Source organism: Emticicia soli (assembly GCF_037860775.1).
GTDB lineage: Bacteria > Bacteroidota > Bacteroidia > Cytophagales > Spirosomataceae > Emticicia > Emticicia soli.
On record NZ_JBBEWC010000013.1, the window covers coordinates 14,457 to 37,704 of the forward strand.

Sequence of the window (23,248 nt, forward strand, 5' to 3'; positions counted from 1 at the left end):
ATAAAAGAAGACGAGAAGTACGATAATTGGAATGGACATTTTTGATTTTTGTTTTGCAGACTAAAAAGCTAAGATTTATGAGATAGATAATTTGTCACTACTACGGGCGTATTGAGCCTAGTAAAATATATTACTAGAAAAGATTTTAGTATATGATTCGATATGTTTTTTCACTACGGAGAATCGGTCCTGATATAGAACAAAGGGTTAATTATACTGTTAAAGTTCTGGTAAATATTTTCCTCAAAACACTTTACTGATACTTAAAATTTTATTTTTTTTGCAAAAGCATTGGCTAAAAAAGTATTATTAACACTAAGCACTTATACCACGAATGAAAAAACTCTACTCGTACACTTATGTGTATCTTGCTGTGTTTATTTATGTTCAATACAACATTTATGCTAAAATGACTAAAAACGTATCTCTTGCATTTAAAGCGCAAAGTGATTGAAACGCGTAAAATTCCAAATCATTACATTTCAACAAGGTTGATTTAAATTAATTCGACTAAAAAGTATTACTAACACAAATCATTTATTCCACAAATGAAAAAACTCTACTCGTACACTTATGTGTATCTTGCTGTGTTTATTTATGTTCAATACAACATTTATGCTAAAATGACTAAAAACGTATCTCTTGCATTTAAAGCGCAAAGTGATTGAAACGCGTAAAATTCCAAATCATTACATTTCAACAAGGTTGATTTAAATTAATTCGACTAAAAAGTATTACTAACACAAATCATTTATTCCACAAATGAAAAAACTCTACTCGTACACTTATGTGTATCTTGCTGTGTTTATTTGTCTTCATTACAACATTTTTGCTAAGACGACTGATAATCCACCTTTAATTTTAAAGCCTACACCTGTTAAGGCTTTACCCGTGAGGTTTAAGCCTCTGCCTTTCAAACCATTGTACCTCAATAAGGTCGATGTGTATGAATTTGATCAAAAAGCCTATGTATTTAAAAAGAATACAAGTGCTTTGCCTGTTTTAACTGCGCAAGAGTGGCAAACGGTCAGTAATGACCCGATAAGATTTACACTAATGCCAAATAAAAGATATGCAAAAGTAGGAGAAGAAATTGAGTTAACGCTTACCGCAGAACTACTCAATATTTCACCTTTATTAATGTTTACGTTTGAAGAACTCCGTGAATATACGCTTAAAGTAATACTGCCTAAAGATTTTATTCAAACCGGGGGCACATACTATGATTTTATATCTGATAAACTGAACCCTGCAAACCCGCGCAAGACCTATACTATTAAGGGTCGGTATTTAGCTAAACCTACAATAGATGATTGCTTTGAAGTACTCAGAAAATTAAATAACGAGGTTTTCATTCTAAAAGCCAAACAATGTCCTCTTATTACTGAAGTAGACATGGCTTCTATAAATACAGTTATTGCAGCAGATTCTTTAAAGAATACCAGAGCAATTACAGCCATTGATTTAAGTAAAGTTAAATTTACCTATACCGTACACACTACTGGACGAAATCCAGAACAACTTCCTGAAACTCCATCAATCATCTATTACAATTGCTACAGGTGGGATAATTATTCTTTTTCCACTATGTTAGATAGTGTAGGGAGAGCTGAAATAATCAGGAATGGGGGATCTGATAATTGGGAGATGATTCAAAAAAATGGTAATACTATTCTAAACCAATATTCCGACTGTGGCCAAGGGTTTGCTGGTCTTTATAGTTCTATTCTTGCCTCCACTACTTCAATAACATCAACTATTAAAATTTATGGTAGTAATGTTTGTCCTACCCCAGGCAATGCAGTGCCAATATACACCAAAAGTATAACTTATACTATTGACCGAGTATCTACTCCAGCTCATTGCGTAAGCCAGCCTGTAAGTTTTACCATTACTACTAATTCAACTAATTTATGCCCAGGTAATTCAACCACAATTACAGCGTCTAATAATTGTGCAGGTATTATTACCTGGAAGAAAAATGATGTAACTTATGGTAATGGTGGGGGTAGTATAGTTGTGAGTGAAGCTGGCACTTATAAAGCGACATGTTCAAACCCTTCAACGACTTCAAATAGTATAATTATAAGTACATCTACTTCTCCTGCTGCACCAACAGTTGCAACAGATAAATCTACATTAACACCAGGTGAATATGCCTCACTTACCGCAAATAATTGTTCAGGTACAGTCCTTTGGACTGGTCCCAATAATTATGCTGCTGTAGGCAGTCAAGTAAGTGTAAATAAGAGTGGTAATTACAATGCAAAATGCCAAACTACTTGTAATGGTTCTACTTACTATAGTGGCTTATCTTCTGCTATTAGTATTTCTACAGCTCCTTTACGCATTGATGTTAATAAAACACAAATTACTCCTGGAGAATCTGTTACACTTACAGCAATTGGTTGTACAAATGGTTATATAAAATGGAAAATAAATGATAATTTACAAGCAACATCTGATAATCCATTTACTTTTAATTCGAGTGGATTCTATAGTGCTAGTTGTAATAGTTGGGATGCTACATATACATCAGATTGGGTTACAGTTTTCATCCATCAATTACCGGCTAATACTCCTACTATAACAGCTAATAAAACACGCGCTTATAATAATGAAAGTATTACCTTAACCGCTACTGGTTGTACTACTTATTACTGGGCTATTCCAGTTCGTTTACCTGATGGGAGTTACGTTACTCCTACCCCGTATCCTTCAAGTACTTCTGGTTCAAGAACAGTTACCGGCCCAGCAAATTATAGTGTAAGCTGTACCAATCAAGGGCCTTGGACAAACGTTACAGTTTATCCATCACATCCAGGAGATATTACTATCTCAAGTAATAAAACTGTGGCTAACAATGACGAAGCTGTCCAGCTTAGTGCTAATGGTGATTGCCCAAGTAATGCTGGTATTCAATGGAAAATAGCAGGCGTATCTAGTTGGACTACCAGAAATGAATCTAAAACTGTTTATGGACCCGGAACATATGAAGCACGCTGTATTGTTGATGACTTATCTTATGGCAGTTGGGCCTCAATCAGAATAAATGCCCCTGCCCCGGGAGGTATTACAATTACCTCTAGTAAAACAAGTGCAGCAAGTACTGAATTAGTAACTTTACGTGCCAATGGATGTACTGGTGAAGTAGTATGGACACTACCAAACAATACGGAGGTAAGAGGCAGTGATATATTATACGCTACTGGCCCTGGTACTTACAAAGCAAAATGTGTGCGTTTCGGTCTTAATGGTGAAATTGCAAGCATTGTTATTCAAACTAAGCCAAATGATGCGCCACGTTTTTATGCGACACAGTCTGTAGCCGCAGCAAATCAGATGTTTCAGTTAGTGGCAGAAAACTGCCCGAACAATTATGTACAATGGGGAGTACCTAAACTAGATGCGAATGGGAATATTTATTACGACTATGCCAACTTTTTCACTACACTGATTGTCAGAGGCCCGGGCACTTATAAAGTGAGATGTAATGAAGGAAACCACACAGACTTTCAGGATATAATAGTATTTCCAAGTTCTTCTGATGCATTGGTTATTGTGGCTAATAAAGCGAGAGTATTGCCTACTGAAAGTGTTTCACTAACAGCTTTTGGTTGCCCGAATGGTATCGTAACCTGGGAACTAGGAACCAGCAATGTTGTAGGTGTACAACTCAACACAAGTGGCCCCGGAACTTACAAAGCACGTTGCACGGGTGACCCTACAAATAATGGAGATTATGCAGCGGCGACTATCCTGCCAAATGGTAGCATTGTACCGAGTCTGAGTGCTGACAAAAATACGGCATGTTCTGACGAGGATGTTCAGGTCGATGCCTTTAGTGGTAGTTGCCCTACAGGTTGGCCATTCCAATGGCAACTTGTGAAAAACGATAAAATTGATTATTGGCTCAATAATAGAAATGCCATTGAGAATTTTGGTGAAAACTATGGTGATGTATTTGAAATAGTATCTGGTAATTCAATAACAAGACGTGGTCCGAGGGTATATTATGTGCGTTGTTTGAAACCAGATGGCACCTGGATAGGAGAGTTTAAAGATAAGTCTTTTATTGTAGAACCTGTATTCCCAGAATACTTACGTGCCAGCAATAATGGCCCTGCTTTGATGGGTGCTACAGGAATTAAAGTAGCAGTGACAGAAGTACCTGGCCCTAATATCACTTATTCATGGACAGGACCTGCAGGGTCAGGCTTTTCAAGCAATGTCCGTAACCCTACTATAACAGGTTTAACAGAAGCGAAATCGGGCATTTATACCGTAACGGTGAGGAAAACTGCGCCGGTTGCGTGTAGTGTTACTGCTACTACTAATTTGGTGGTGAGCGGGTGTAGTGATATTAGAATAAAAGCTACAGATCCTGTAACCGGCACTGAAACATATTCTTTGCCTATTGTTGCAGATCAAGTCAATCAATATGGAACATTAGCATTAAGCCCTGTATATAATGATGGTACGGCTATTCCTTATTCAAGCTTTACATGGACTAAGACTGATGGTACTACGTCTACTGGTGAATATTTAATAGTCAATACTCCTGGTATTTATAAAGTGAAAGTGACACCAAATGGAAGTACGACAGGTTGCACGACAATAAGTTATATTATAAAAGAGAATTTTCATATAGAGCAATGGGAAAAAGCCCAAAACCTAAACTTTAAAGATGGTACTGCTGTAACAGTTATACCTATATTGCATAAATCAATAGAAAAAGCAGCTATTCTATATGATTTAGGTATAAAAAATGACCCTGTATCAAAAAATGCTGTTGTGTCTAAGTTATTAAGGTATACATTGCCGAATGGCGCAAAACAAAGTGAAGTTTTGTACATTATACCAACTCCATATTATCTAGCGCATAATAATAATCTGATTAATGGTAATAATCTAGATGGTTTTGTGTTAACATTTACAGAAACAGAACGAAAGTTTCTAGGAGGTTGGTATTATCATAATGGTTCCCCTATTTTCAGAGTTAAAATGGATTTTAATTTGTTTGCAGAGGGTAGAAATTGTAAGGGAAAGGTTTGTTGGACACAAATAGCTAGGACTCAAGAAGGAGATTACACCTCGGAAGACTTTGCTTATTATCCTTACGGATGTAGTGATCCTACTAGAGTAGAGGATTTTGTTGAGCCTGGTAGTAAACTTGTATTGGCTATACCCACTTCATGTGTTGATAATCCGACAAGACATTTAAATAATGATTCTAATACAAATACCAACCCTAATCCTCCTGAAAGCCCATGGAATAATACACCAACCGGAGCTGGTGACCCTCTTTGGGAATGGAATAAACCTAGAGGTGGAGGTGGCTCCTTTAGTAATTACTCCCCATATACTCCTACTATTTTAAAAGATGACTATGATTTTAATAATACAGCTCTTAATCAATATGTAAATGGTATAACAAAAATACTAAGTGAAGTCGGCAATAGATATCCAAATCTTAATGAATTTTCTGACAGTGAATTTAGTTTACTATTAAATCTAATTCAGACTGCACTTAGAAAGTCATTGCCTAATGATGCTAGTAGTATCAATTTTAATAATATTACTCCTTTAGTCGTTAATGCATTCAGAAACTCAGATTATCAAAGTGTTGCGTATAGTTTAATAAATAGTTTTGGCCCTCTTCAAACTGGAAATCCGAATGTTATTAGAAATGCGATTTTAAATAATGTTGACAATATTGTTAACTCTTTTTACGCTTTGTCTACTATATCAAAAACGCTCGCAAGTACCTCAGGTCAAAACTTAGCAAACAATATAGTTAATATTTTACAAACACAAGGTAAAGATGTATCTAAAACTTTATTATTGTATGAGAACAATATTTATATGAGTGAAGTAGATTTACAAAATTTATGGACTGGTTTAGGTGGCAATATAAATAATCCACAAACAATAATTAATTCTGATGGGGTGGAAATTATATTCAAACCTGAAACTGAAAATAATGAAGCTAAATTAACTTTTAACAGGAATGGTTTTACAATTTCAATAGAGAAAGACTTCGGATTAAAAGAGATTTACTCTACCTTAGCAGCAACGCCACGGGTAACACTTTTTGAAGAATTCAAAAAGAATACTGTTGCTATGAAAGCATTTGCTAATATTTTAAAAACGCAAGAAGGTGCAAATTTCATCAATCAATTTAAGCCAACAGGGATTCATAAAAATGTTTATCTAATTCTTGGTTCTCCAAAATTAGGTGGTGTTCGCCTTGGGGCAACATATATGCTAGAATATCCTCCTGGGGTACAACGATTTCAAATTGGTAGTAATTTAGGATATGATGTAAAAACAGCGGTACTTGCAGAGGTGAATTTACGTCCAATGGATGAAACTTTAGACGCTAACCCCAAATATAAAACGTTAGAATATGTTACTGCAACTATGGCTCATGAATTTTTTGCTCATGTTCAAGAAGATTTAGATCGATTAGCTAGAGCTTATCCTCTAGCTGTAAATAGTACAAATTATACAGCATTATTAAACTGTATTAAAGACAGTGCAGATCCTGACCATAGAAAACTCGCTAGAGGAGAAATTACCAAATTAAATAATATTATCTCTCAGTTAGATGTACTAACAAATAGTAAAAAACATGCTCAAGCATATACAGATGATAAAAATACACATTCAAAAGACAAAGATAACCCTACCTCTCCATGTAATTAAATATATTAGTATCTTATTTTTAGTGTTAAATATATCTTGCAATGAAAAACCTCGAAAAATAGAGATACAATGGCAAATACTTAAGAATGGAGAAAGAAAGCCAAGAGGTGTTTTAATAGATGGAGAAAAAAATGGTTTGTGGCTTGAATATTACGAAAATGGAACAATTGGATTCATTAAATCTTATAAAAATAATATTTTAAATGGCCCCAGTATGTTTTATAACTTAAATGGTAAACTCACTCATATAACAAACTATCTTGATAGCACTTACCATGGTGAGTATGTCCTTTATCGTTGTGATACCACATGTATTAATATAAAAGGTTACTACAAACACGGAAAACCTGTTAATGTATGGGAGTTTTATCCTGAATGTGATTGCCGTTTAAGTAGAAAAATTGATTATGGAGAAGACGGAAATAAGAATGATACCCTTATCGATAATCATCTGGAACCAGTACTAATGAATGGTGATAAAATTTTAGAAGCAATTGAGAAATCAAAAAAAAATTGGGATTAAATTATCTATATAACCTAATCGATAGTAGGGTTATAAATTTAAAAGTATCATGCAAAAAATATCAATATTACTATTAACTCTCTTTTCATTTAATACTTTATGCTCCTGTAACGACTATGTCGAATTGGCGAGTAAAGGTAGTATAGCAACACCAGCAGAACTCAAGGGTAAGCTAAAGAAAGTCAGTCAATTTACCTCTCAAGGTAATAAGATTGTAACTCAACTAAGTTACAATGAAGAGGGCAAAGAGCTTGTAGGAGTAATCATATCTGACTCTCTCGCTCAATCTGTCATAAAGGAGACTTTTACTAGAGATGCAGATAGTACCTTAATTAAAGTTAGTATTGAGCGTACTATTAAAGGTGTTAAATCACAAGGCTCAAGGCAATACGAATACGATTCTAATAAACTTTTAATACGCACTGTGGAGGAATATTCAGATCAGAAAATTGTTGAAGAGTTTGGGTATGATAAAGACAAGCACCTTATCAAATATACTCGTAGTCAAATCCAAAACGAGTGGCCAAGCCCTTTGCAAAGCATATCCTATAAATGGAAAGGCGGAAATGTATCAGCAATAGAAGAGCGAGGTGTGATGGGTTATGAAGAAACGGATTTTATCTACGGTAGTAATCCAAATAATTTGGGTAAGGTATTTAGAGAGCAAATTAAAATGCCAGTCTACTTACCTGAGCAAATCAGCCAGAATTTGATTACTTTTCAACAAAAGCTATTTGAAGGTACACGTGTGAAATATGAGTACGAATACAATAGAGATAATCGTCTGGTTTTACAAAAAAGCCTTGTAGATGATGCAGTCGTAGCAGAGCTAAAATTAGAATATTATTGATTTGTATGCTTGAAAATAAAAGAGGTTTGTATCTTATACGGATACAAACCTCTTTTTATTTGTCCAATTAACGTCTCTAAAATTACTCAAATTAATACCAAAATCACAACACCTGCGAAAGTTTCCCTTCGGCTTCTCTCAAGGTACTTTCATACCCTAGCTGAAACATTTCTTTGGCTTTTGATGTGTTTAGTCCATCGTATCGGTAAATTTCTGCGGGCTCAATGGCTAAATCGCAGCGTTTTAGTTTTTCGCCAGAATTGTTTCTGATTGCCAGAAATAAGCTCTTCATCAACACATCTTTTACCGAGTTAATAGCCATGCTGTTATTGACAGGCATTACATTTACTCCGATAATAAAATCACAGCATTGCTCTAGGGGGCCAATCGGCAGGTTATCAATCACGCCACCGTCAATGAGTGTTCTGCCCTGAAAACGGATTGGCTCAAATATACCCGGCAAGCAGCAAGATGCCAGAATAGGCTTTATCAGTTCACCTTCATTAAAATAAACGGCTTCGCCTTGTTCGAGGTCTGTGGCGCAAATAGTAAGAGGCATTTTGAGTTGTTCGAAAGAATTATGTGGCAGGTATTTCAAGAACAAGTCTTCTGCTTTTTCGAGTTTGAAAAGGCCAAATCTATTGAAAGCAAATTTTAAATGACTGAAAATTCCGGCGGAAGCAATGGCATCAAAAATAAACTCGGGCGAATAGCCGGCGGCTACCATAGCGCCTACTATTGAGCCTGCGCTTGTGCCTGTAATCATGGTTGGCTTTATGCCTAATTCATTAAGTGCTTTAATAACGCCCAAATGCGCAAAGCCCCGGCTACCGCCTCCCGAAAGTGCTAATCCTATTTTCATTAATCATAAATTTTATTTGAAAACAATTATGCCCACTCTTACGCCTACGCCATTTACAAATTAAACAAATCGGCTACCCGATAACCCTTTTCTGTCAGTTGAATATGGGCTGCATCATGCAAGGGGTCATGGTCGAAAATCACAGTCCAGTTATTGTCTGTAATCTGTTTCAACAATTGTTCTTTTTCGCTCATGGTTTGCAAGGGGCGTATATCGTAACCCATCACATAAGGAACATGCACATGGGCATGAGACGGAATAGTGTCAGCAATGAATAAATACGTTTTTTCTCCGTGTTTTATTTTAGGCATAATCATCTTTTCGGTATGCCCATCAGCATATAATAACGCTATATCGTCGCCAAAAGTTTTTGTTTCTTTGTCTGTAAAGTGCAAAGCACCTGTTTCTTGCATAGGCAAGATGTTCTCTTTCAGAAATGTGGCTTTCTCGCGTGGGTTTGGCTTCGTGGCCGACTCCCAATGTGCCGAGTGCGTCCAATACTTCGCATTAGGGAATGTCAACTCCAGTCGGTCTTTGGCTGTGTTCCATTTTACACTTCCGCCACAGTGGTCAAAGTGCAGGTGCGTACAAAGCACATCGGTGATTTCGGTAGGCGAGTAGCCCGCTTTTTTTATTGATTCAATTAAGTCGCCATCGCCATGCCTGAAATAATACCCCTGCCACTTGGCATCCTGCTTGTCGCCCATGCCGCTATCAATCAGTATGAGTTGTTGGCCTGTGTTTACCAGCAGGCAGCGCATTTTCCAGCTACACAAATTATTTTCATCGGCAGGTATTTGTTTATTCCAGAGTGTTTTGGGTACTACGCCAAACATGGCACCACCGTCTAATTTGAAATCTCCTGCGTCAATTACATGAATTTGCATATTCTTTAGTAAATTTCGGTTGAATTAGAAAAGAGAACTCTATTGTAAGAAGGTCAGGCTTATGATAAAGACCCAAATAAAAGCCCAAATATGCAAATACGTACCAAGATAGCAATACAATTTACGATAATAATCGCTTGCATTCTTACTATTTTCTCGTTGGCTGTGTACTATACTTCAGAAAATTTCAGAAAACAAGAGTTTTACAATCGCCTCTATGACAGGGGAATCCTGACGGCTCAACTGCTGAAAGAGCTAAAAATTACAGAAAAAGACAAGAAAAAACTCCGTGATGCCAACAAGTCTATCCTCGGCAAACTTAATGTTGAAAAGGTGTTGATGTTTAACGATAAAGACGAGCTTGTTTATGCCAGCTACGAGGCCGATTCTATCTTTTACAGGCCCGCTTTTCTGAAACTGGTTCGACAAAAAAGGTATATAGAAACCAGCGATTGGAATAATCAGGCAATGGGTTCTTTGTATACAGACGAAAACGGTAAATCTTATGTAGTAATAGCCGAAGCCACCGATATTTATGGTAGGGAAAAACTACAGAATATTCGTGATACCCTCATTATCAGTTTTGTGATTGGCATTACACTAACGATTATTCTGGGAATAATTTTTGCCGGACAGTCGCTTAAACCTATTACCGAAATCAACAACGAAGTTACTCACATAACAGCCTATAACCTGAAACAAAAGCTGAATGTAGGTAATAATAAAGATGAAATAGCAAAACTGGCAAATAATTTCAACCTGATGCTTGAGCGACTGGAAACCTCGTTTGAACTCCAGAAAAGCTTTGTTTCTAATGCTTCGCACGAACTACGCACACCATTAGCCGCCCTTAAATCGGAGATTCAGATAGCGTTGGAAAATGAACGGACGGCCGATGAATATAAAAGCGTACTTAAATCTTTACTGGCAGATACACAAAGGTTGATTCAGCTTACGAATGGTTTATTGCAATTGGCAAAATCAGAAAATCGAGAGAATAGCATGGCTCTAAAGCCTACCCGTATTGACGAGATATTGTTTAAGGCACAAGAAGAAATTCTGGGGCTGAATGCCGACTACAAAATTGCAGTAGATTTTGACGACATACCTGACGACGACGAATGGGTAACTGTAAATGGTAATGAAGCCTTATTGCTCACTGTATTTACAAATTTGCTCGATAACGCCTGTAAGTACTCTATAGACCATGAGGCAGAAGTAAAAATACGCTTTAACGAAACACAGTGTATTGTGGCCGTAAAAGACAATGGAATCGGGATTCCCGAAAGTGAATTGACCAAGATTTTTGAGCCGTTTTATCGTACACAAAATGCCTCAACGTATCGTGGGCATGGCATTGGTCTATCGGTTTGCCGCCGAATAATAGATATTCATCAAGGCAAAATTGAAGTGCAAAGCGAAGTTGGCAAAGGCAGTGTGTTTGAGGTAACATTGCCACATTTGTAGAATTAGGAAGGTTGTAATGATAAGTAATTGATTATTAGCTTGTTTTTAAATAAAGATAAAGTTTGTTTTACAACAGCACTTTGTCTTGTTACGTTATATCAGTAAATCGCTGTACTAAAAATAACTGCTCAAAATAAGGATATTTGAACCTACTCTATAAAACAGATTAGCATGAGATATATTTACTTTTTTTGTTTCTTCAGTATCACAGTTCTTGTTGCAAAAGCAGCACCCAACCCTTCAGTTAAGTTTATCCGCAACGAAGGCCAGTGGGAGGCTTCCATACTTTTTAAGGCTGATATTCCCGGTGGCTATCTTCTGGTGAGGCGCACAGGTGTACAATACGTTTTTTTTGACACCAAAGCCCTGAAAGCATTGCATGGAGGTGGTCTGGCAGATGAAAATGGCGCACGAAAAACACAAGGCCCAATCAAAGGCCATGCGTTTGAGATGACTTTTCAGGAGGCTAATTTATCTCCTAAAATCGAAACCAGTGCCAGAAGTTCGGCCACTTACAACTATTTTATTGGTAACGACCCAAGCAAATGGCGAGGCGATGTAGCCGCCTACGACGAGATTTACCTGAAAGATATTTACCCCGACATTGATTTTAAACTATACAGTTTCGACCAGTCGCTTAAATATGAATACATAGCTAAACCAAAGGCTGATGTATCGAAAATAAGAATGAAATATGAAGGCTTAGACGAACTTAGGCTAGATAATAAAAAACTCAGTTTCAGAACTTCTGTTAATACTGCCACCGAATTTGAGCCTTATTCGTTTCAGATAATAGGCGGTAAAACGGTAGACATAAAGTCAGGATTCAGGCTTCGGAATAATGAAGTGCAATTTGAATTTCCTGATAAATATGATGCTTCTCAAACACTCACAATAGACCCCGAACTTGTTTTTTCTACTTATTCCGGCTCACGGTCTGACAACTGGGCACAAACAGCTACTTACGATGCCGAGGGCAATCTGTTTGCAGGCGGTTCGGTCTTTGGCGGTGAGTTTCCGGTTACGAATGGTGCTTTTGATATTACTGGCGATGAGAATAATCAAACTAGTTCGCAAAATCAGCCCTATGCTATTACCGATGCGGTTATCATGAAATATAGTGCTGATGGATCCCGATTAATTTATGCTACTTTTTTAGGGGGAAATGCTACCGATGTGCCGCATAGCCTTGTGGCAAACTCTAAAGGTGAATTAGTTGTATTTGGCACAACAGCGTCGAGTGATTTTCCGACAAATGCAAACTCGTATCAGCGTAACCATGCAGGCGGAAGCCTTTTTGGTATTACTGGTTCGAGCAGTATAAATGGTGCTGACCCTAGTTTTACAGGCATGGGCTTTTCTCGTGGGAGTGATATTTTTGTGGCTATCTTAAGTGCCGATGGCCGAAGTCTGGTAGGTAGTACTTATATAGGCGGCAGTGCCAACGATGGTTTTAACGATACCCGTGCCCTGATTATCAGAAACTATGGAGATGAGTTTCGCGGCGAAGTGGTGGTTGATAAAGATGATAATATTTATTTCGCCTCTATTACAGCTTCAACCAATTTCCCTATCGTAAATGCTTTTCAGGCGAGCAAAAGTGAAGGATATGATGCCGTAGTTTGTAAACTGAGCCCTACAGGCTCACAATTATTGTGGAGTACGTATCTGGGCGGAGGAAATTTTGATGCAGCTTATGGCATAAAGGTAGATGACAAAGGAAAGGTATATGTTTGTGGGCAGACATTCAGTGCCGACTTGCCAACTAAATCAGGGGCATATACCGAAAAATATGGCGGGAGTGGCGATGGTTTTATTGCCAAGTTCAGCGCAGCCGGTGCGCTTGAACAATTGACTTACATGGGTACTGCGGCAGCCGATGCCAATTTCTTTTTAGAACTCGACAACGAAGGGAAGGTATATACCTTTGGCCTTACACAAGGTGCTTACCCCGTTTCTACAGATGTGTATCGTAATGCCAACAGTGGGCAGTTTATCCATTGTGTAGATGCAAATCTGTCGAAAACTGTTTTTTCTACGGTTATTGGAGCTAGCAGGGGCAGGGGGCGCATAGAAATAGTGCCTACGGCTTTTCTGGTAAATGATTGTGGTAATATTTATCTGGCAGGTTGGGGTGGAAAGGTAAACTCAAGTATTAACAAGAACCTTAATCGATTTAGTACTACTACAGGTTTACCGACTACAGAAGACGCTTATCAGCGCACAACAACAGGAAGCAATTTTTACTTTATGATATTAGAGAAAAACGCTAAGTCCTTGCTCTATGCTACTTTTTTTGGTTCATCTTTCCCTCCCGACTCAACAGGTGAGGCAGGAGACCATGTAGACGGCGGAACCTGTCGATTCGATAAACATGGTTATATTTACCATACCGCCTGTGCTTGTTTGCCTCGCTCAGGTGAGGTGGTGGCTACCTTTCCTATTAAAAATGCCCATCAACCCAATCACATGAGTAACAACTGTAATATGGCTTCGTTTAAAATTGAGATAGGTGCCTTAAAGGCCGATTTTGAACTTAGAAATGCCGCCAACAGACCTGTAACAGAGATATGTGCCCCGGGCAAAATAAACTTTAATAACCTGAGCGTAGGGGCAAAAACCTATGAATGGGAAATAAACGGCTCGGTAATTACCCGAACAAAAGACATTGCGTACGATTTCACAACACCCGGCCAATACACTATTAAATTAAGGATTTTTAATAAAATTACTTGTAAGACCACCGATTCAACGGTGAAAACTTTGCTAGTAAAAGGTTTTGTTGCGCAGGCTAGCGGCGATACATTGGTATGCCCGGGTTCTCCGGTACAATTAATGGCATCGGGTGGTGAAAAATACACTTGGTCGCCAAGTGCTGATTTAGACAATGCTACTATTGCTAATCCGCTTGCTAAACCTAAAAGTACGACCAAATTCACTGTATCAATCGAAAAAGAAGGTTGTACAATAAGCAAAGAAGTAAATATTAAGGTAGAAAACAATAAGCCTGACTTTCTGGTAAGCCCTGATGTAGAAATATGTAAAGGCCAGAGTGTAGATCTTAAGGCTACTGGTTATGCAACTAAATTTACTTGGTCGGGGCCTGGAGTAAACGAGGTAACAGGTACTACTATTACTGTTTCACCTACACAAACAAGTATTTATACTATTAGTTGTGAGTATCCTGATGGCTGCAAACCTGTAAAGAATGTAAAAATAAGTATTGATGAATCTTTTAAGCCTGACTTTGATTATAGCTTGACACAGGATTGTATAAAACCCTACGAACTCAGTTTTACGAATAAAACACAGAATGCCAATAGTTTTGCCTGGAGTATGGGAAATGCCGATACCGTGAACGGGCTCATTCCGCAAAGCTACCGATATAGCCAGAGTGGAACTTTTCAGGTTACCCTGAAAGCCTATAATAAAATAGGTTGTGAGTTATCAGTAACAAAAAGTATTAATATTCCGGAAAATGATGGGAAAGTTCCTAACGTTATTACGCCTAATAATGACGGAAAAAATGATAACTTTGTAACCGGATTCGGTGAAGTGGTGATGGATATTTACAATCGTTACGGAAAATTGGTTTATGAATCGAAAACTTATAAAGACGATTGGGGTAAAGATGTGCCCTTGGGTACTTACTATTATGTTTTTACCACAGGCTCAGGTTCAACCTGCAAAGGCTGGGTAACAGTAATAGAATAATGAATTTTTGCGTTAATTTTATGGTTTAATATGATACCACAATAATAAGTTGATAAAATCCTATGATTGACAGTTGTTTACTTTTAAAAAAGTTTAGTCAATTTTATCATCAATTAATACTTCAAACAATGAAAAAACTAATTTCGATTATCGTTATTTTGATTACAGTAAATGTTTCTTTCGGACAAAAATTTGAAAGCTTCGGCGAAAAAATTGAGGCTGACGGTGCAATTGCTGCCACTGAATTAAACAAAAAAGCTAAAAAGACCCCTTCTTTCGACGGTAAAGTTTCTGGCGTTGTAGAATCTGTATGCCAGGTAAAAGGTTGTTGGATGAAAGTAAAATTAGACAATGGTGAAACCATGCGTGTTACTTTTAAAGATTACGGTTTCTTTGTGCCAAAAGATATAGCAGGCCAAACAGTGGTATTTGAAGGCAATGCTAAAACCAAAACTACATCGGTAGATGAGCTTCGCCACTATGCCGAAGATGCAGGCAAAACCAAAGAAGAAGTAGCTAAAATTACAGAGCCAAAAACCGAACTTACTTTTGTAGCCAACGGTGTATTGGTGCCAAAGAACTGATAAAAGTCTGAAGGCTGTTTTAGTAGAAAATTGCGCAAAATATTATTTGGCAAGGCTTTGACCCCACACCCCAACCCCTCTCCCCAACTGTGGGCAGAGGGGCTTTTTATTCCTTCCCTATTGTTGGGGAGGGTTAGGGAGGGGTTGTTTCCAAATATTATTTGGTGTAAAAAACTTTTAACACAGGCTCTTTTTTATTTATCTTTACACAAAACCTAAACTCATTCATCTATGAACAAAAACTACTTGTTGGCCCTTTTGGTAGGGGTGTCTTCTTCAGCTTTTTCACAACGAACACTTATTCATTGCGGTACACTCATAGATGGTATCAGCAACACGCCTAAGTCGCAGGTAACGATTATTGTAGAGAAAAACCGTATTGCCGATGTACAAAATGGTTATACGCCAGCCCAAGCAAACGATAATGTGGTGGACATGAAAAGCCGTACCGTAATGCCGGGGTGGATTGACATGCACGTGCATATTGAAAGCGAAACCAGCAAAGACCAATACCTGAAACGCATTAGCAACAATATGGCTGATATAGCCTTTGAAGCACAAAAACATGCCAACACAACCCTAATGGCAGGCTTTACAAGCGTGCGTGATTTAGGGGGTAGCGGGGTTAATATTTCTCTACGCAATGCCATAAACAAAGGTTTGGTTGTTGGGCCAAGAATCTTTACAGCGGGCCGTACAATTGCTACAACCGGAGGCCACGGCGACCCTACCAATGGTTTCAGTAATACTTATTCGGTACCCGATTACGTAACCAATGGCGTAGTAGATAGCCCCGAAGAAGGCCGTCAGGCTGTGCGCCAACGCTACAAAGACGGTTCAGACTGTATCAAGATTACGGCCACAGGTGGTGTATTGAGTATTGCTAAAAATGGTAAAGGTCCACAGTTTACCGAAGACGAAATCTCGGCTATTGTGTCAACAGCCAAAGATTATGGTTTTCATGTGGCTGCTCACGCACACGGTGCCGAGGGGATGAAGCGTGCCATTAAGGCTGGCGTAACTACCATTGAGCATGGTTCGTTTATGGACGATGAAGCCATAGCTTTATTCAAAAAACATGGTGCTTACCATGTGCCAACCATCATTGCCGGAAAAACCGTAGGTGATTCAGCAAAAGTACCGGGGTATTACCACCCATTGGTTGTGCCAAAAGCCATTGAAACTTCTAAACAAATTGCTGAAACCTTTGCCAAATCATATAAAGCAGGGGTGAAAATCGCTTTCGGAACTGATGCTGGCGTTTTTCCACACGGGTATAATGCCAGAGAGTTTCAGTACATGGTAGAAGGCGGCATGCCAATGATGGAGGTTATTAAAGCAGCTACTATTGTGAACGCCGAAATTCTGGGAATGAAGTCAGAGCTTGGCTCAGTAGAAAAAGGAAAACTAGCCGATATAGTAGCCGTAGAAGGCGACCCGCTGAAAGATGCCAAAGTGATGATGAACGTAGCGCTTGTAATGAAAGAAGGTAAAATCTATAAAGAAAAATAATTCAGAAAGATATAACAAAAAGACCCGGCGCTGAATCGGGTCTTTTTGTTATGGGTGTGCTTTAATAGTTCAATTTTTTATCTAGGCCAGACATTATCCTTTGTATCAGCATCAGGGAAACGTCCGTTAGGGTCAAGCGTAATCTTTTTGATTTTTCGTTTGCCGAAATTCAATTCTGCATCAAAAGTACGGCTTCCGTTAAACCATACAGAAACAGGCCAGGTAATTACGGCTGTATTGGCATCAGTCATTTTGGCATTTGCTGGTGCTTTAATAGCAGGGCCTTCTGCTTCAAACTCTACTTGTAATACTACCGGCGAAGGCATTTCACCTGCCTGATGCACCGTTACAATGGTTTTACCTTTACTGGCTTTTACGTCTTTGATAGAGCCATTAACCGAATCGGTAGTAAACAACCAATAATACCAGAACCAATCAAGGTTTTGGCCTAAGGCATTGTTCATAAAAAACATATAGTCCCACGGAGAAGGATGCTTGAAAGCCCAAACCTGTGCATATTCTTTCATGGCTTTTATAACGGCTTCGTCGCCCACTATTCCACCCAGCATCGAAAGCATTAAAGGTGTTTTACCATAGGTCTGGAAACGGTAACCATTGGCAGCGTCGTTGGCACTCCACATCAATGGTGCTTCTTCTTCATCGCCGCTTAGCTGACCATATCTTTGGCCAAGGCCATTAAGATTATAAGCTACTCCTTTGCTATCAGCAGCAGAAAGGATATTCATGTATTGGTTAAAACCTTCGTCCATCCATGCATAGCGGGTCTCATTGTTACCAACTACCATTGGCCACCATTGGTGAGCGGTTTCATGGTCGGCAGCACCTTGGTTAGAGTTTATCACCATCGGGTATTCCATTCCGGCACTTGGTCCGTCTTGTAGCGTTAACTGAGGGAAGGCGTAGGGTGTCCAGAGTGCAGAGTAAAATTCTAGCGCATGGCGGGTAATAGCACCTGCTTTCTCAAAAAGTTTGGCTCTTTCAGGCAGATAAACCATGTGGATAGGGATAGACCCTTTCCCCGGAATTGTAGCACGTGTGGCTTTCCAGACAAAATTTCCGGCTGTAGCCCATGCAAAATCGTTTACTTTGTCGGCTACAAAATGCCATGTCAGTTTATCTCCTGCGGCTGTTGCTTTGCCTGCGCCAGCTTCGTCTTCGCCAACAATTGTAATCTCGTCGTTACTATTCAAAACTGTTGCCAGGCGTTTTCTGGCTGTTTCGGTTAGTACCTGCTCAGGATTTTGCAATACACCCGTACCACTTACTATCCAACCACCCGGCACAGTGATGCGCACATCAAATTTGCCGAAATTATTATAAAACTCTGATGGCCCCAGGTACGGACTGGTTTCCCAGCCTCTCAGGTCATCATATTTGGCAAGTCTCGGAAACCACTGTGTTGGCTGAAAAAGTTTGTCGTCAAAACGCTGTGTCATGCGGTGACCAACACCATTTTTACCTCCCGGCAGTTTGGTTTGCCAGGCTATTTCTACCTCTGCGGTCGAGCCTGCTTTAATAGGTTCGCTTAGTGTAATGGTTGCTATGGTTCTGTTTAAACCCTTCATTGCTTTTTGCCCAATCTCTGAGCCAGCTACTTTTATGCTCGATACCACCATACCTTCTGTGGTTTCGGCAGGTGTCGAAAAACCACGTGGTACTTCAGGGCGGAAAACGTTATGGTCGAGGCGCAGCACAATGGTTTTGAGGTCGTCTTTGCTGTTGTTATGCACCAGTATTTTTTCGGTACCAGTAATCACCTGCGTAGCGGGGTCGATACTGGCCTGAATGGTGTAGTCGGTTTCTAACTGCCAATAAGCAGGCCCGGGTTTACCCGAAAAATCACGGGTTCCGGCGGCAAAAGCCTTGCGGATTGAGTTAGTCATGGGTACATCTTGTCTGATGCTCCGCTTGGTAGTTTCTATTGATGTTCGTTGAGGCGTGGTGTTTTGCTGTGCAAAAACCGCTGAAGTGATGAGTAAAAGAGCTCCGGTTAGAGAACGCATAAGTATGTTGAGGTTTATAAGGACTCTAACTTAAGAAATTAACAGAAAACTGACAAACAAAAAGTGTGGAGTGGCATTGACTTGAAGGAATTATGCAAAAAAAGATTTTTATTTTTATAATATTTAGTGGAAATAGAGGCATAACAGGCTTTTATTACACAACAAAACATTGAAGATATGCTATGTTTACACTAATAATTATTTAAAGTAGCAGATGAGCGTTTAGGCAAACGCAACTTATTTTTCAATAGATTTACTTAAAGTAGGTAAAACCAATTATACAGAAATGCCGCATGACCTAGTTGAATGGTATTATAAAACGGGCATTTGATACCAATAAGATGGTACTAAGTAATAAACTTATTTAGCGCCTATAGCTATGAGATTCCATGTTGCGCCAAAAGAGATTGCTGTATCACTTGCATTATAAAATCTTAGTCGGATTGAGTTGTTGTCGACAGATACAATAGATATAACAACTTTATAGTAAGCCCCTGACTGGCTTTCGATGTCGCCAATATAAACCACAGGTTTTGCTGAAAAACTGGCAATGGGTATATCGTCAGAGATGGCTGTGCCAAAGGCTGCAAGGTCATAGTTGAATGTGACTTTGCCTGTATAATACTTAAGTTGGGTGCTGTTTCCGTTCTGGATGATACCGTTGCCATCGTTTACGCTTAAATCACGTGTTATTTTTACATTTCCTGAAAAATACCCTGCATTCCCATGCATCCCTGAACCATATATGCCGTAGCCTTCAGCTCCATAAGTATAGCCATATACCCCATGCCGTGTATAACTAGAACCATGTACGCCAAGCCCATTAACTGATTGCCCACGAACACCCTCTTGCTCTGTACTTAGGCCATATACCCCATCGCTGGTAACACTTTCTGCCCTAATGGCTGGCCAGCTATTGCTTTTGGCAAATAAACCATAACCGCCCATACTTTCGGCCCATACACCAGTACCTGTACCAGTGCCGCCCATACTTACGGGCAAAGCCAAACCTTTTACACCAATTCCGGCATCGGCAGTTGCCCCCCAAACGCCAATACCCTTACCATCATGGCGGCCATATACGCCTGCGCCTAAAGCATTTGTGCTTTTATTATGTCCTAAAACAGCCATGTTGTCGATGATTGGAGTAGTGTGAGATACAATTGATTGAATACCAACTGTTAAGCCATTGCCCTGCGATTCGGCATAAATAGCTCTCCCGTTGCCTTCATTTACTATTTTAAACAAATTTGAATTAGAATCTCCAGTGCCTGAGTAGGGGAGTGCAAAACCGCCGCCTGTCATTTCCTGCCAGTTTGAGCCATTGCAGTAGTATACTCTGTTATCGCTGATTCTATAAACCATTCTCCCCATTTCATTGCTTGTGCAAGTGACTAAAGTAGCTACTTTTGGAAGTTCGATTCTACCAGGTAACAGCGTGCTTGATTGCGCAGAAATCAAAGAAGGAAAAAGTATAGTTAAAAGAAGGAAGATGTGTTTCATGAGAAATTTTTGAGTAAATTTCCTATGAAACAAGCTATGAAGCAATCACGGTTTGCCGTGATATTTTGGGTATTGTGCATAAAAGAAGGCAGGACTATTCGCCCTGCCTCTCATAATCTATAAATGCTTGTTTCATATTATTTGCCACCAGGCATTGAGGGTCTTACCTCAACTTTGCTTGGGAGTGTACGTGCAGGCATCTTGATTAAATCAGAAACAATCTGCCCGATGTCTTCCGGCTGAATTTTCCATGCGTCTTTTTCGCTTGGTGTGTGATTGTTGAAATAAGTAGCCACAGAGCCTGGCATAATGGTTGATACCTTGATGCCCTCCTGACGTAGGTCAAGCATTAAGGCTTGGGTAAAACCTACTAAACCAAATTTACTCGCATTATAGGCTGTTCCTTTATCAAAGAAATTAGTACCTGCCAAGCTGGCGATAGTAATAAAATAACCTTTAGAAGCTTTAAGGGCTTCAAGCGATGCTTTGGCGCTATAAAATACTCCTGTAAGGTTGATGTCGATAGTTTCGTGCCATTGTTCAAGGCTTATGTCCTGAAACTGTACCAGATGCCCAACACCAGCGTTGGCAATCAGGTAATCAAGTCGGCCCCATTTTTCTACTATGGTATCAACGGCTTTTTGTTGTGAGCCGAAATCTCTTACATCAGATACAAGCCCTAGCGCATAGCCGTCTTTTATTTTGTTTAATTCTTTGGCTGCCTCGTCGGCTGCTTCTTGTGTGCGGCTGGTAATGGCAACTCTGATTCCTTCTTTAATTAATACCTCGGCCACGCCATAGCCAATACCTTTCGAACCTCCGGTAACAAGGGCTGTTCGGATAATTGTTGTGTTGTCTGACATACTGTAATGATTAGTTTTATTAGCCTATAACAGCACCCACAGGTAGATAGTTTTAGAAATGCTAGTTTTTTCGTTCTCTTAATGGCTTAAGCAGATATTCGAGTCCGTTGAGTTTGATTTCGTACATAGTAGCTAGCAAGGCCCCAAGTTTTCCTTCGGGAAAACCCTGATTCTGAAACCATATCAGGTAATGTTCGGGTAGGTCGCAGATGAGCCTGTCTTTGTATTTGCCAAATGGCATTTTGAAAGTAACCAGTTCTTTTATTATCGCCGAATTCGCCTCGTTCATTTGTTGGTAGATTTTTGGAAGTTAATATTGATTTAAAAATTGCCCTCTTCAAGAATGGAGAGGGCAATTTTTAAATCAATATTATTTCTTTTTCAATTTCATTGTAATAGGGTCCCAGTAAACTATTTTGTTATCAAAATAGCTAAGGTTACAAGCCAATGCAGGAGCGGCAGCACGGAAACCGAAGATTGGGTCTTCGATGGTTTTCTGGCTGTTGGCACGCATATTATCAAAGAAATTTTTGAAATGTTTAGCGTGCGCATCGTCATCTTTCGGGGTATCGAACTTAATCTCTTTTACAGGTTCTGCTTTTCTGTCGTCTTCTGAGTATTTAGCGTTGTATTCTTTCAAAAACTCTTGTTGAGTTGCCTCTGCAAAAGTCGGGAAGCTCTCGCCTGCGCCATAGCCTGGTGCTTTAGGCAATTTACGTTTGGTAAGGGTTAAACCGCTTGCGCTCCATTGAATCTCGCCTTCGGTACCTACCACACGGGTTACATTTTTGATTGCTCCGGCATTGGCAAAGTTTACTCTCAATACTGCCTGAAACTTAGTATGTTTTTCGGTTTGAGGGTAGTCTAATACTGTTACCATTACATCAGGTACATCACGGCCATCTTTCCAGTAGCTTAATTCACCCGATGAGAAAATTCTGTTTGGCCCGATGGCTCCGGTTGCATAGTGCATACCTGTAATAAGGTGCACAAATAAGTCTCCGGCTACGCCTGTGCCATAATCTCTGTAATTTCTCCAACGGAAGAAGCGTGTAGCATCAAATGGGCGTCTAGGCGCATCGCCTAAGAATTTATCCCAATCAATGGTTTGTGCCGAGGCATCTGGTGGTATTGAGTATGTCCAGGCACCAAGGGCGCTAAAGCGGTCGTAAGTAGCCTCAATAAAGTTTAACTCACCAATTTCGCCTGCTTGTAATAATCTTTGAGCTTCGGCATAAGCAGCACCACTGATAGGCTGGCTACCAACCTGCATGGTTTTGCCTGTTTTTTGCCATGTTTCTATTACTGCACGGCCTTCATCAATATGTTGCACCATCGGTTTTTCGCAATATACAGCTTTACCTGCTTTCATGGCTTCAATCGAAATACGGTCGTGCCAATGGTCAGGTGTAGCAATAATAACGGCATCAATATCTTTGCGGTTCAGAATCTCTCTGTAGTCTCGGGTGGTAAACAAATCTTTGCTGTATACCTCTTTTCCTCTTACCAGGCGGCCATCGTATAAGTCGGCTGCTGCAACAAACTCAGCTTCCGGATTTCTTAACGCCGCTTTGGTATCTGAATTACCCTGAATACCCAAGCCAATAGTAGCAATACGGATTTTGTCGTTAGGACTTACTTTCAGGCTTTTAATGATATTGAATGGTTTGGCAAAAGATTCGGTGGCCATCAGAACCGATGCCGCACCAATACCTTTGATAAACTTTCTACGAGATGGTGTCATAGTAGAT

General features: G+C 39.4%; 14 protein-coding genes. 7 read left to right on the plus strand and 7 right to left on the minus strand.

Annotated elements, in window-relative coordinates:
• Positions 1-762: 762 nt before the first annotated feature.
• The 3 genes from WAE64_RS19790 to WAE64_RS19800 are packed head-to-tail and all read left to right on the plus strand — an operon-like array spanning position 763 to position 8,081.
• On the plus strand, positions 763-6,708 hold the full coding sequence (locus WAE64_RS19790) for a hypothetical protein (RefSeq protein ID WP_340239441.1): 5,946 nt from the start codon (positions 763-765) through the stop codon (positions 6,706-6,708).
• Positions 6,653-7,231, plus strand: a complete 579-nt coding sequence (locus tag WAE64_RS19795; protein WP_340239443.1) for a toxin-antitoxin system YwqK family antitoxin — start codon at positions 6,653-6,655, stop codon at positions 7,229-7,231. Before WAE64_RS19790 ends, WAE64_RS19795 begins: the two co-directional genes overlap by 56 nt.
• Positions 7,232-7,280: 49 nt before the next feature.
• Positions 7,281-8,081, plus strand: coding sequence for a hypothetical protein (locus WAE64_RS19800; RefSeq protein WP_340239444.1), 801 nt, complete (start codon positions 7,281-7,283; stop codon positions 8,079-8,081).
• A 103-nt stretch (positions 8,082-8,184) separates the two neighbouring features.
• Here the strand turns inward: WAE64_RS19800 and WAE64_RS19805 are convergent, their stop codons facing one another.
• The gene (locus tag WAE64_RS19805; protein WP_340239446.1) at positions 8,185-8,943 is read right to left on the minus strand and encodes a patatin-like phospholipase family protein; all 759 of its coding nucleotides are present in this window, start codon (positions 8,941-8,943) and stop codon (positions 8,185-8,187) included.
• A 53-nt stretch (positions 8,944-8,996) separates the two neighbouring features.
• Positions 8,997-9,830: an MBL fold metallo-hydrolase gene (locus tag WAE64_RS19810; RefSeq protein ID WP_340239448.1), complete on the minus strand. Its 834-nt coding sequence runs from the start codon at positions 9,828-9,830 to the stop codon at positions 8,997-8,999.
• Between the two features lie 90 nt (positions 9,831-9,920).
• On the opposite strand from WAE64_RS19810, the gene WAE64_RS19815 reads away from it, so the two are divergent.
• From WAE64_RS19815 to WAE64_RS19830, 4 genes are all read left to right on the plus strand, one after another.
• Positions 9,921-11,297, plus strand: a complete 1,377-nt coding sequence (locus tag WAE64_RS19815; RefSeq protein ID WP_340239450.1) for an ATP-binding protein — start codon at positions 9,921-9,923, stop codon at positions 11,295-11,297.
• A 171-nt stretch (positions 11,298-11,468) separates the two neighbouring features.
• Complete coding sequence (locus tag WAE64_RS19820; protein WP_340239452.1) at positions 11,469-15,011, plus strand: DUF7948 domain-containing protein; 3,543 nt, start codon at positions 11,469-11,471, stop codon at positions 15,009-15,011.
• A 128-nt stretch (positions 15,012-15,139) separates the two neighbouring features.
• The gene (locus WAE64_RS19825; RefSeq protein ID WP_340239454.1) at positions 15,140-15,595 is read left to right on the plus strand and encodes a DUF4920 domain-containing protein; all 456 of its coding nucleotides are present in this window, start codon (positions 15,140-15,142) and stop codon (positions 15,593-15,595) included.
• A gap of 231 nt (positions 15,596-15,826) precedes the next feature.
• Positions 15,827-17,107, plus strand: coding sequence for a metal-dependent hydrolase family protein (locus WAE64_RS19830; RefSeq protein WP_340239456.1), 1,281 nt, complete (start codon positions 15,827-15,829; stop codon positions 17,105-17,107).
• A 77-nt stretch (positions 17,108-17,184) separates the two neighbouring features.
• On the opposite strand, the gene WAE64_RS19835 is transcribed toward WAE64_RS19830, so the two are convergent.
• The 5 genes from WAE64_RS19835 to WAE64_RS19855 form a co-directional block, all read right to left on the minus strand.
• Positions 17,185-19,131: a M1 family metallopeptidase gene (locus WAE64_RS19835; RefSeq protein WP_340239458.1), complete on the minus strand. Its 1,947-nt coding sequence runs from the start codon at positions 19,129-19,131 to the stop codon at positions 17,185-17,187.
• 360 nt (positions 19,132-19,491) lie between these two features.
• Positions 19,492-20,634: a hypothetical protein gene (locus WAE64_RS19840; protein WP_340239460.1), complete on the minus strand. Its 1,143-nt coding sequence runs from the start codon at positions 20,632-20,634 to the stop codon at positions 19,492-19,494.
• Between the two features lie 137 nt (positions 20,635-20,771).
• Positions 20,772-21,497 carry an SDR family oxidoreductase gene (locus WAE64_RS19845; RefSeq protein ID WP_340239462.1) on the minus strand — a complete coding sequence of 242 codons (726 nt, stop codon included), beginning with the start codon at positions 21,495-21,497 and terminating at the stop codon, positions 20,772-20,774.
• Positions 21,498-21,558: 61 nt separating this feature from the next.
• Positions 21,559-21,786: a DUF3820 family protein gene (locus WAE64_RS19850; RefSeq protein WP_340239464.1), complete on the minus strand. Its 228-nt coding sequence runs from the start codon at positions 21,784-21,786 to the stop codon at positions 21,559-21,561.
• Positions 21,787-21,867: 81 nt separating this feature from the next.
• On the minus strand, positions 21,868-23,241 hold the full coding sequence (locus WAE64_RS19855) for a Gfo/Idh/MocA family protein (protein WP_340239466.1): 1,374 nt from the start codon (positions 23,239-23,241) through the stop codon (positions 21,868-21,870).
• Between the last annotated feature and the right edge of the window lie 7 nt (positions 23,242-23,248).

Bases quoted from the DNA above. Each gene is read 5' to 3' on its own strand.
- WAE64_RS19810 (WP_340239448.1), bottom strand. From the start codon at position 9,830: ATGCAAATTCATGTAATTGACGCAGGAGATTTCAAATTAGACGGTGGT.
- WAE64_RS19845 (WP_340239462.1), bottom strand. From the start codon at position 21,497: ATGTCAGACAACACAACAATTATCCGAACAGCCCTTGTTACCGGAGGT.
- WAE64_RS19830 (WP_340239456.1), top strand. From the start codon at position 15,827: ATGAACAAAAACTACTTGTTGGCCCTTTTGGTAGGGGTGTCTTCTTCA.
- WAE64_RS19790 (WP_340239441.1), top strand. From the start codon at position 763: ATGAAAAAACTCTACTCGTACACTTATGTGTATCTTGCTGTGTTTATT.
- WAE64_RS19820 (WP_340239452.1), top strand. From the start codon at position 11,469: ATGAGATATATTTACTTTTTTTGTTTCTTCAGTATCACAGTTCTTGTT.
- WAE64_RS19825 (WP_340239454.1), top strand. From the start codon at position 15,140: ATGAAAAAACTAATTTCGATTATCGTTATTTTGATTACAGTAAATGTT.
- WAE64_RS19805 (WP_340239446.1), bottom strand. From the start codon at position 8,943: ATGAAAATAGGATTAGCACTTTCGGGAGGCGGTAGCCGGGGCTTTGCG.
- WAE64_RS19835 (WP_340239458.1), bottom strand. From the start codon at position 19,131: ATGCGTTCTCTAACCGGAGCTCTTTTACTCATCACTTCAGCGGTTTTT.
- WAE64_RS19850 (WP_340239464.1), bottom strand. From the start codon at position 21,786: ATGAACGAGGCGAATTCGGCGATAATAAAAGAACTGGTTACTTTCAAA.
- WAE64_RS19840 (WP_340239460.1), bottom strand. From the start codon at position 20,634: ATGAAACACATCTTCCTTCTTTTAACTATACTTTTTCCTTCTTTGATT.
- WAE64_RS19795 (WP_340239443.1), top strand. From the start codon at position 6,653: ATGATAAAAATACACATTCAAAAGACAAAGATAACCCTACCTCTCCAT.
- WAE64_RS19855 (WP_340239466.1), bottom strand. From the start codon at position 23,241: ATGACACCATCTCGTAGAAAGTTTATCAAAGGTATTGGTGCGGCATCG.
- WAE64_RS19800 (WP_340239444.1), top strand. From the start codon at position 7,281: ATGCAAAAAATATCAATATTACTATTAACTCTCTTTTCATTTAATACT.
- WAE64_RS19815 (WP_340239450.1), top strand. From the start codon at position 9,921: ATGCAAATACGTACCAAGATAGCAATACAATTTACGATAATAATCGCT.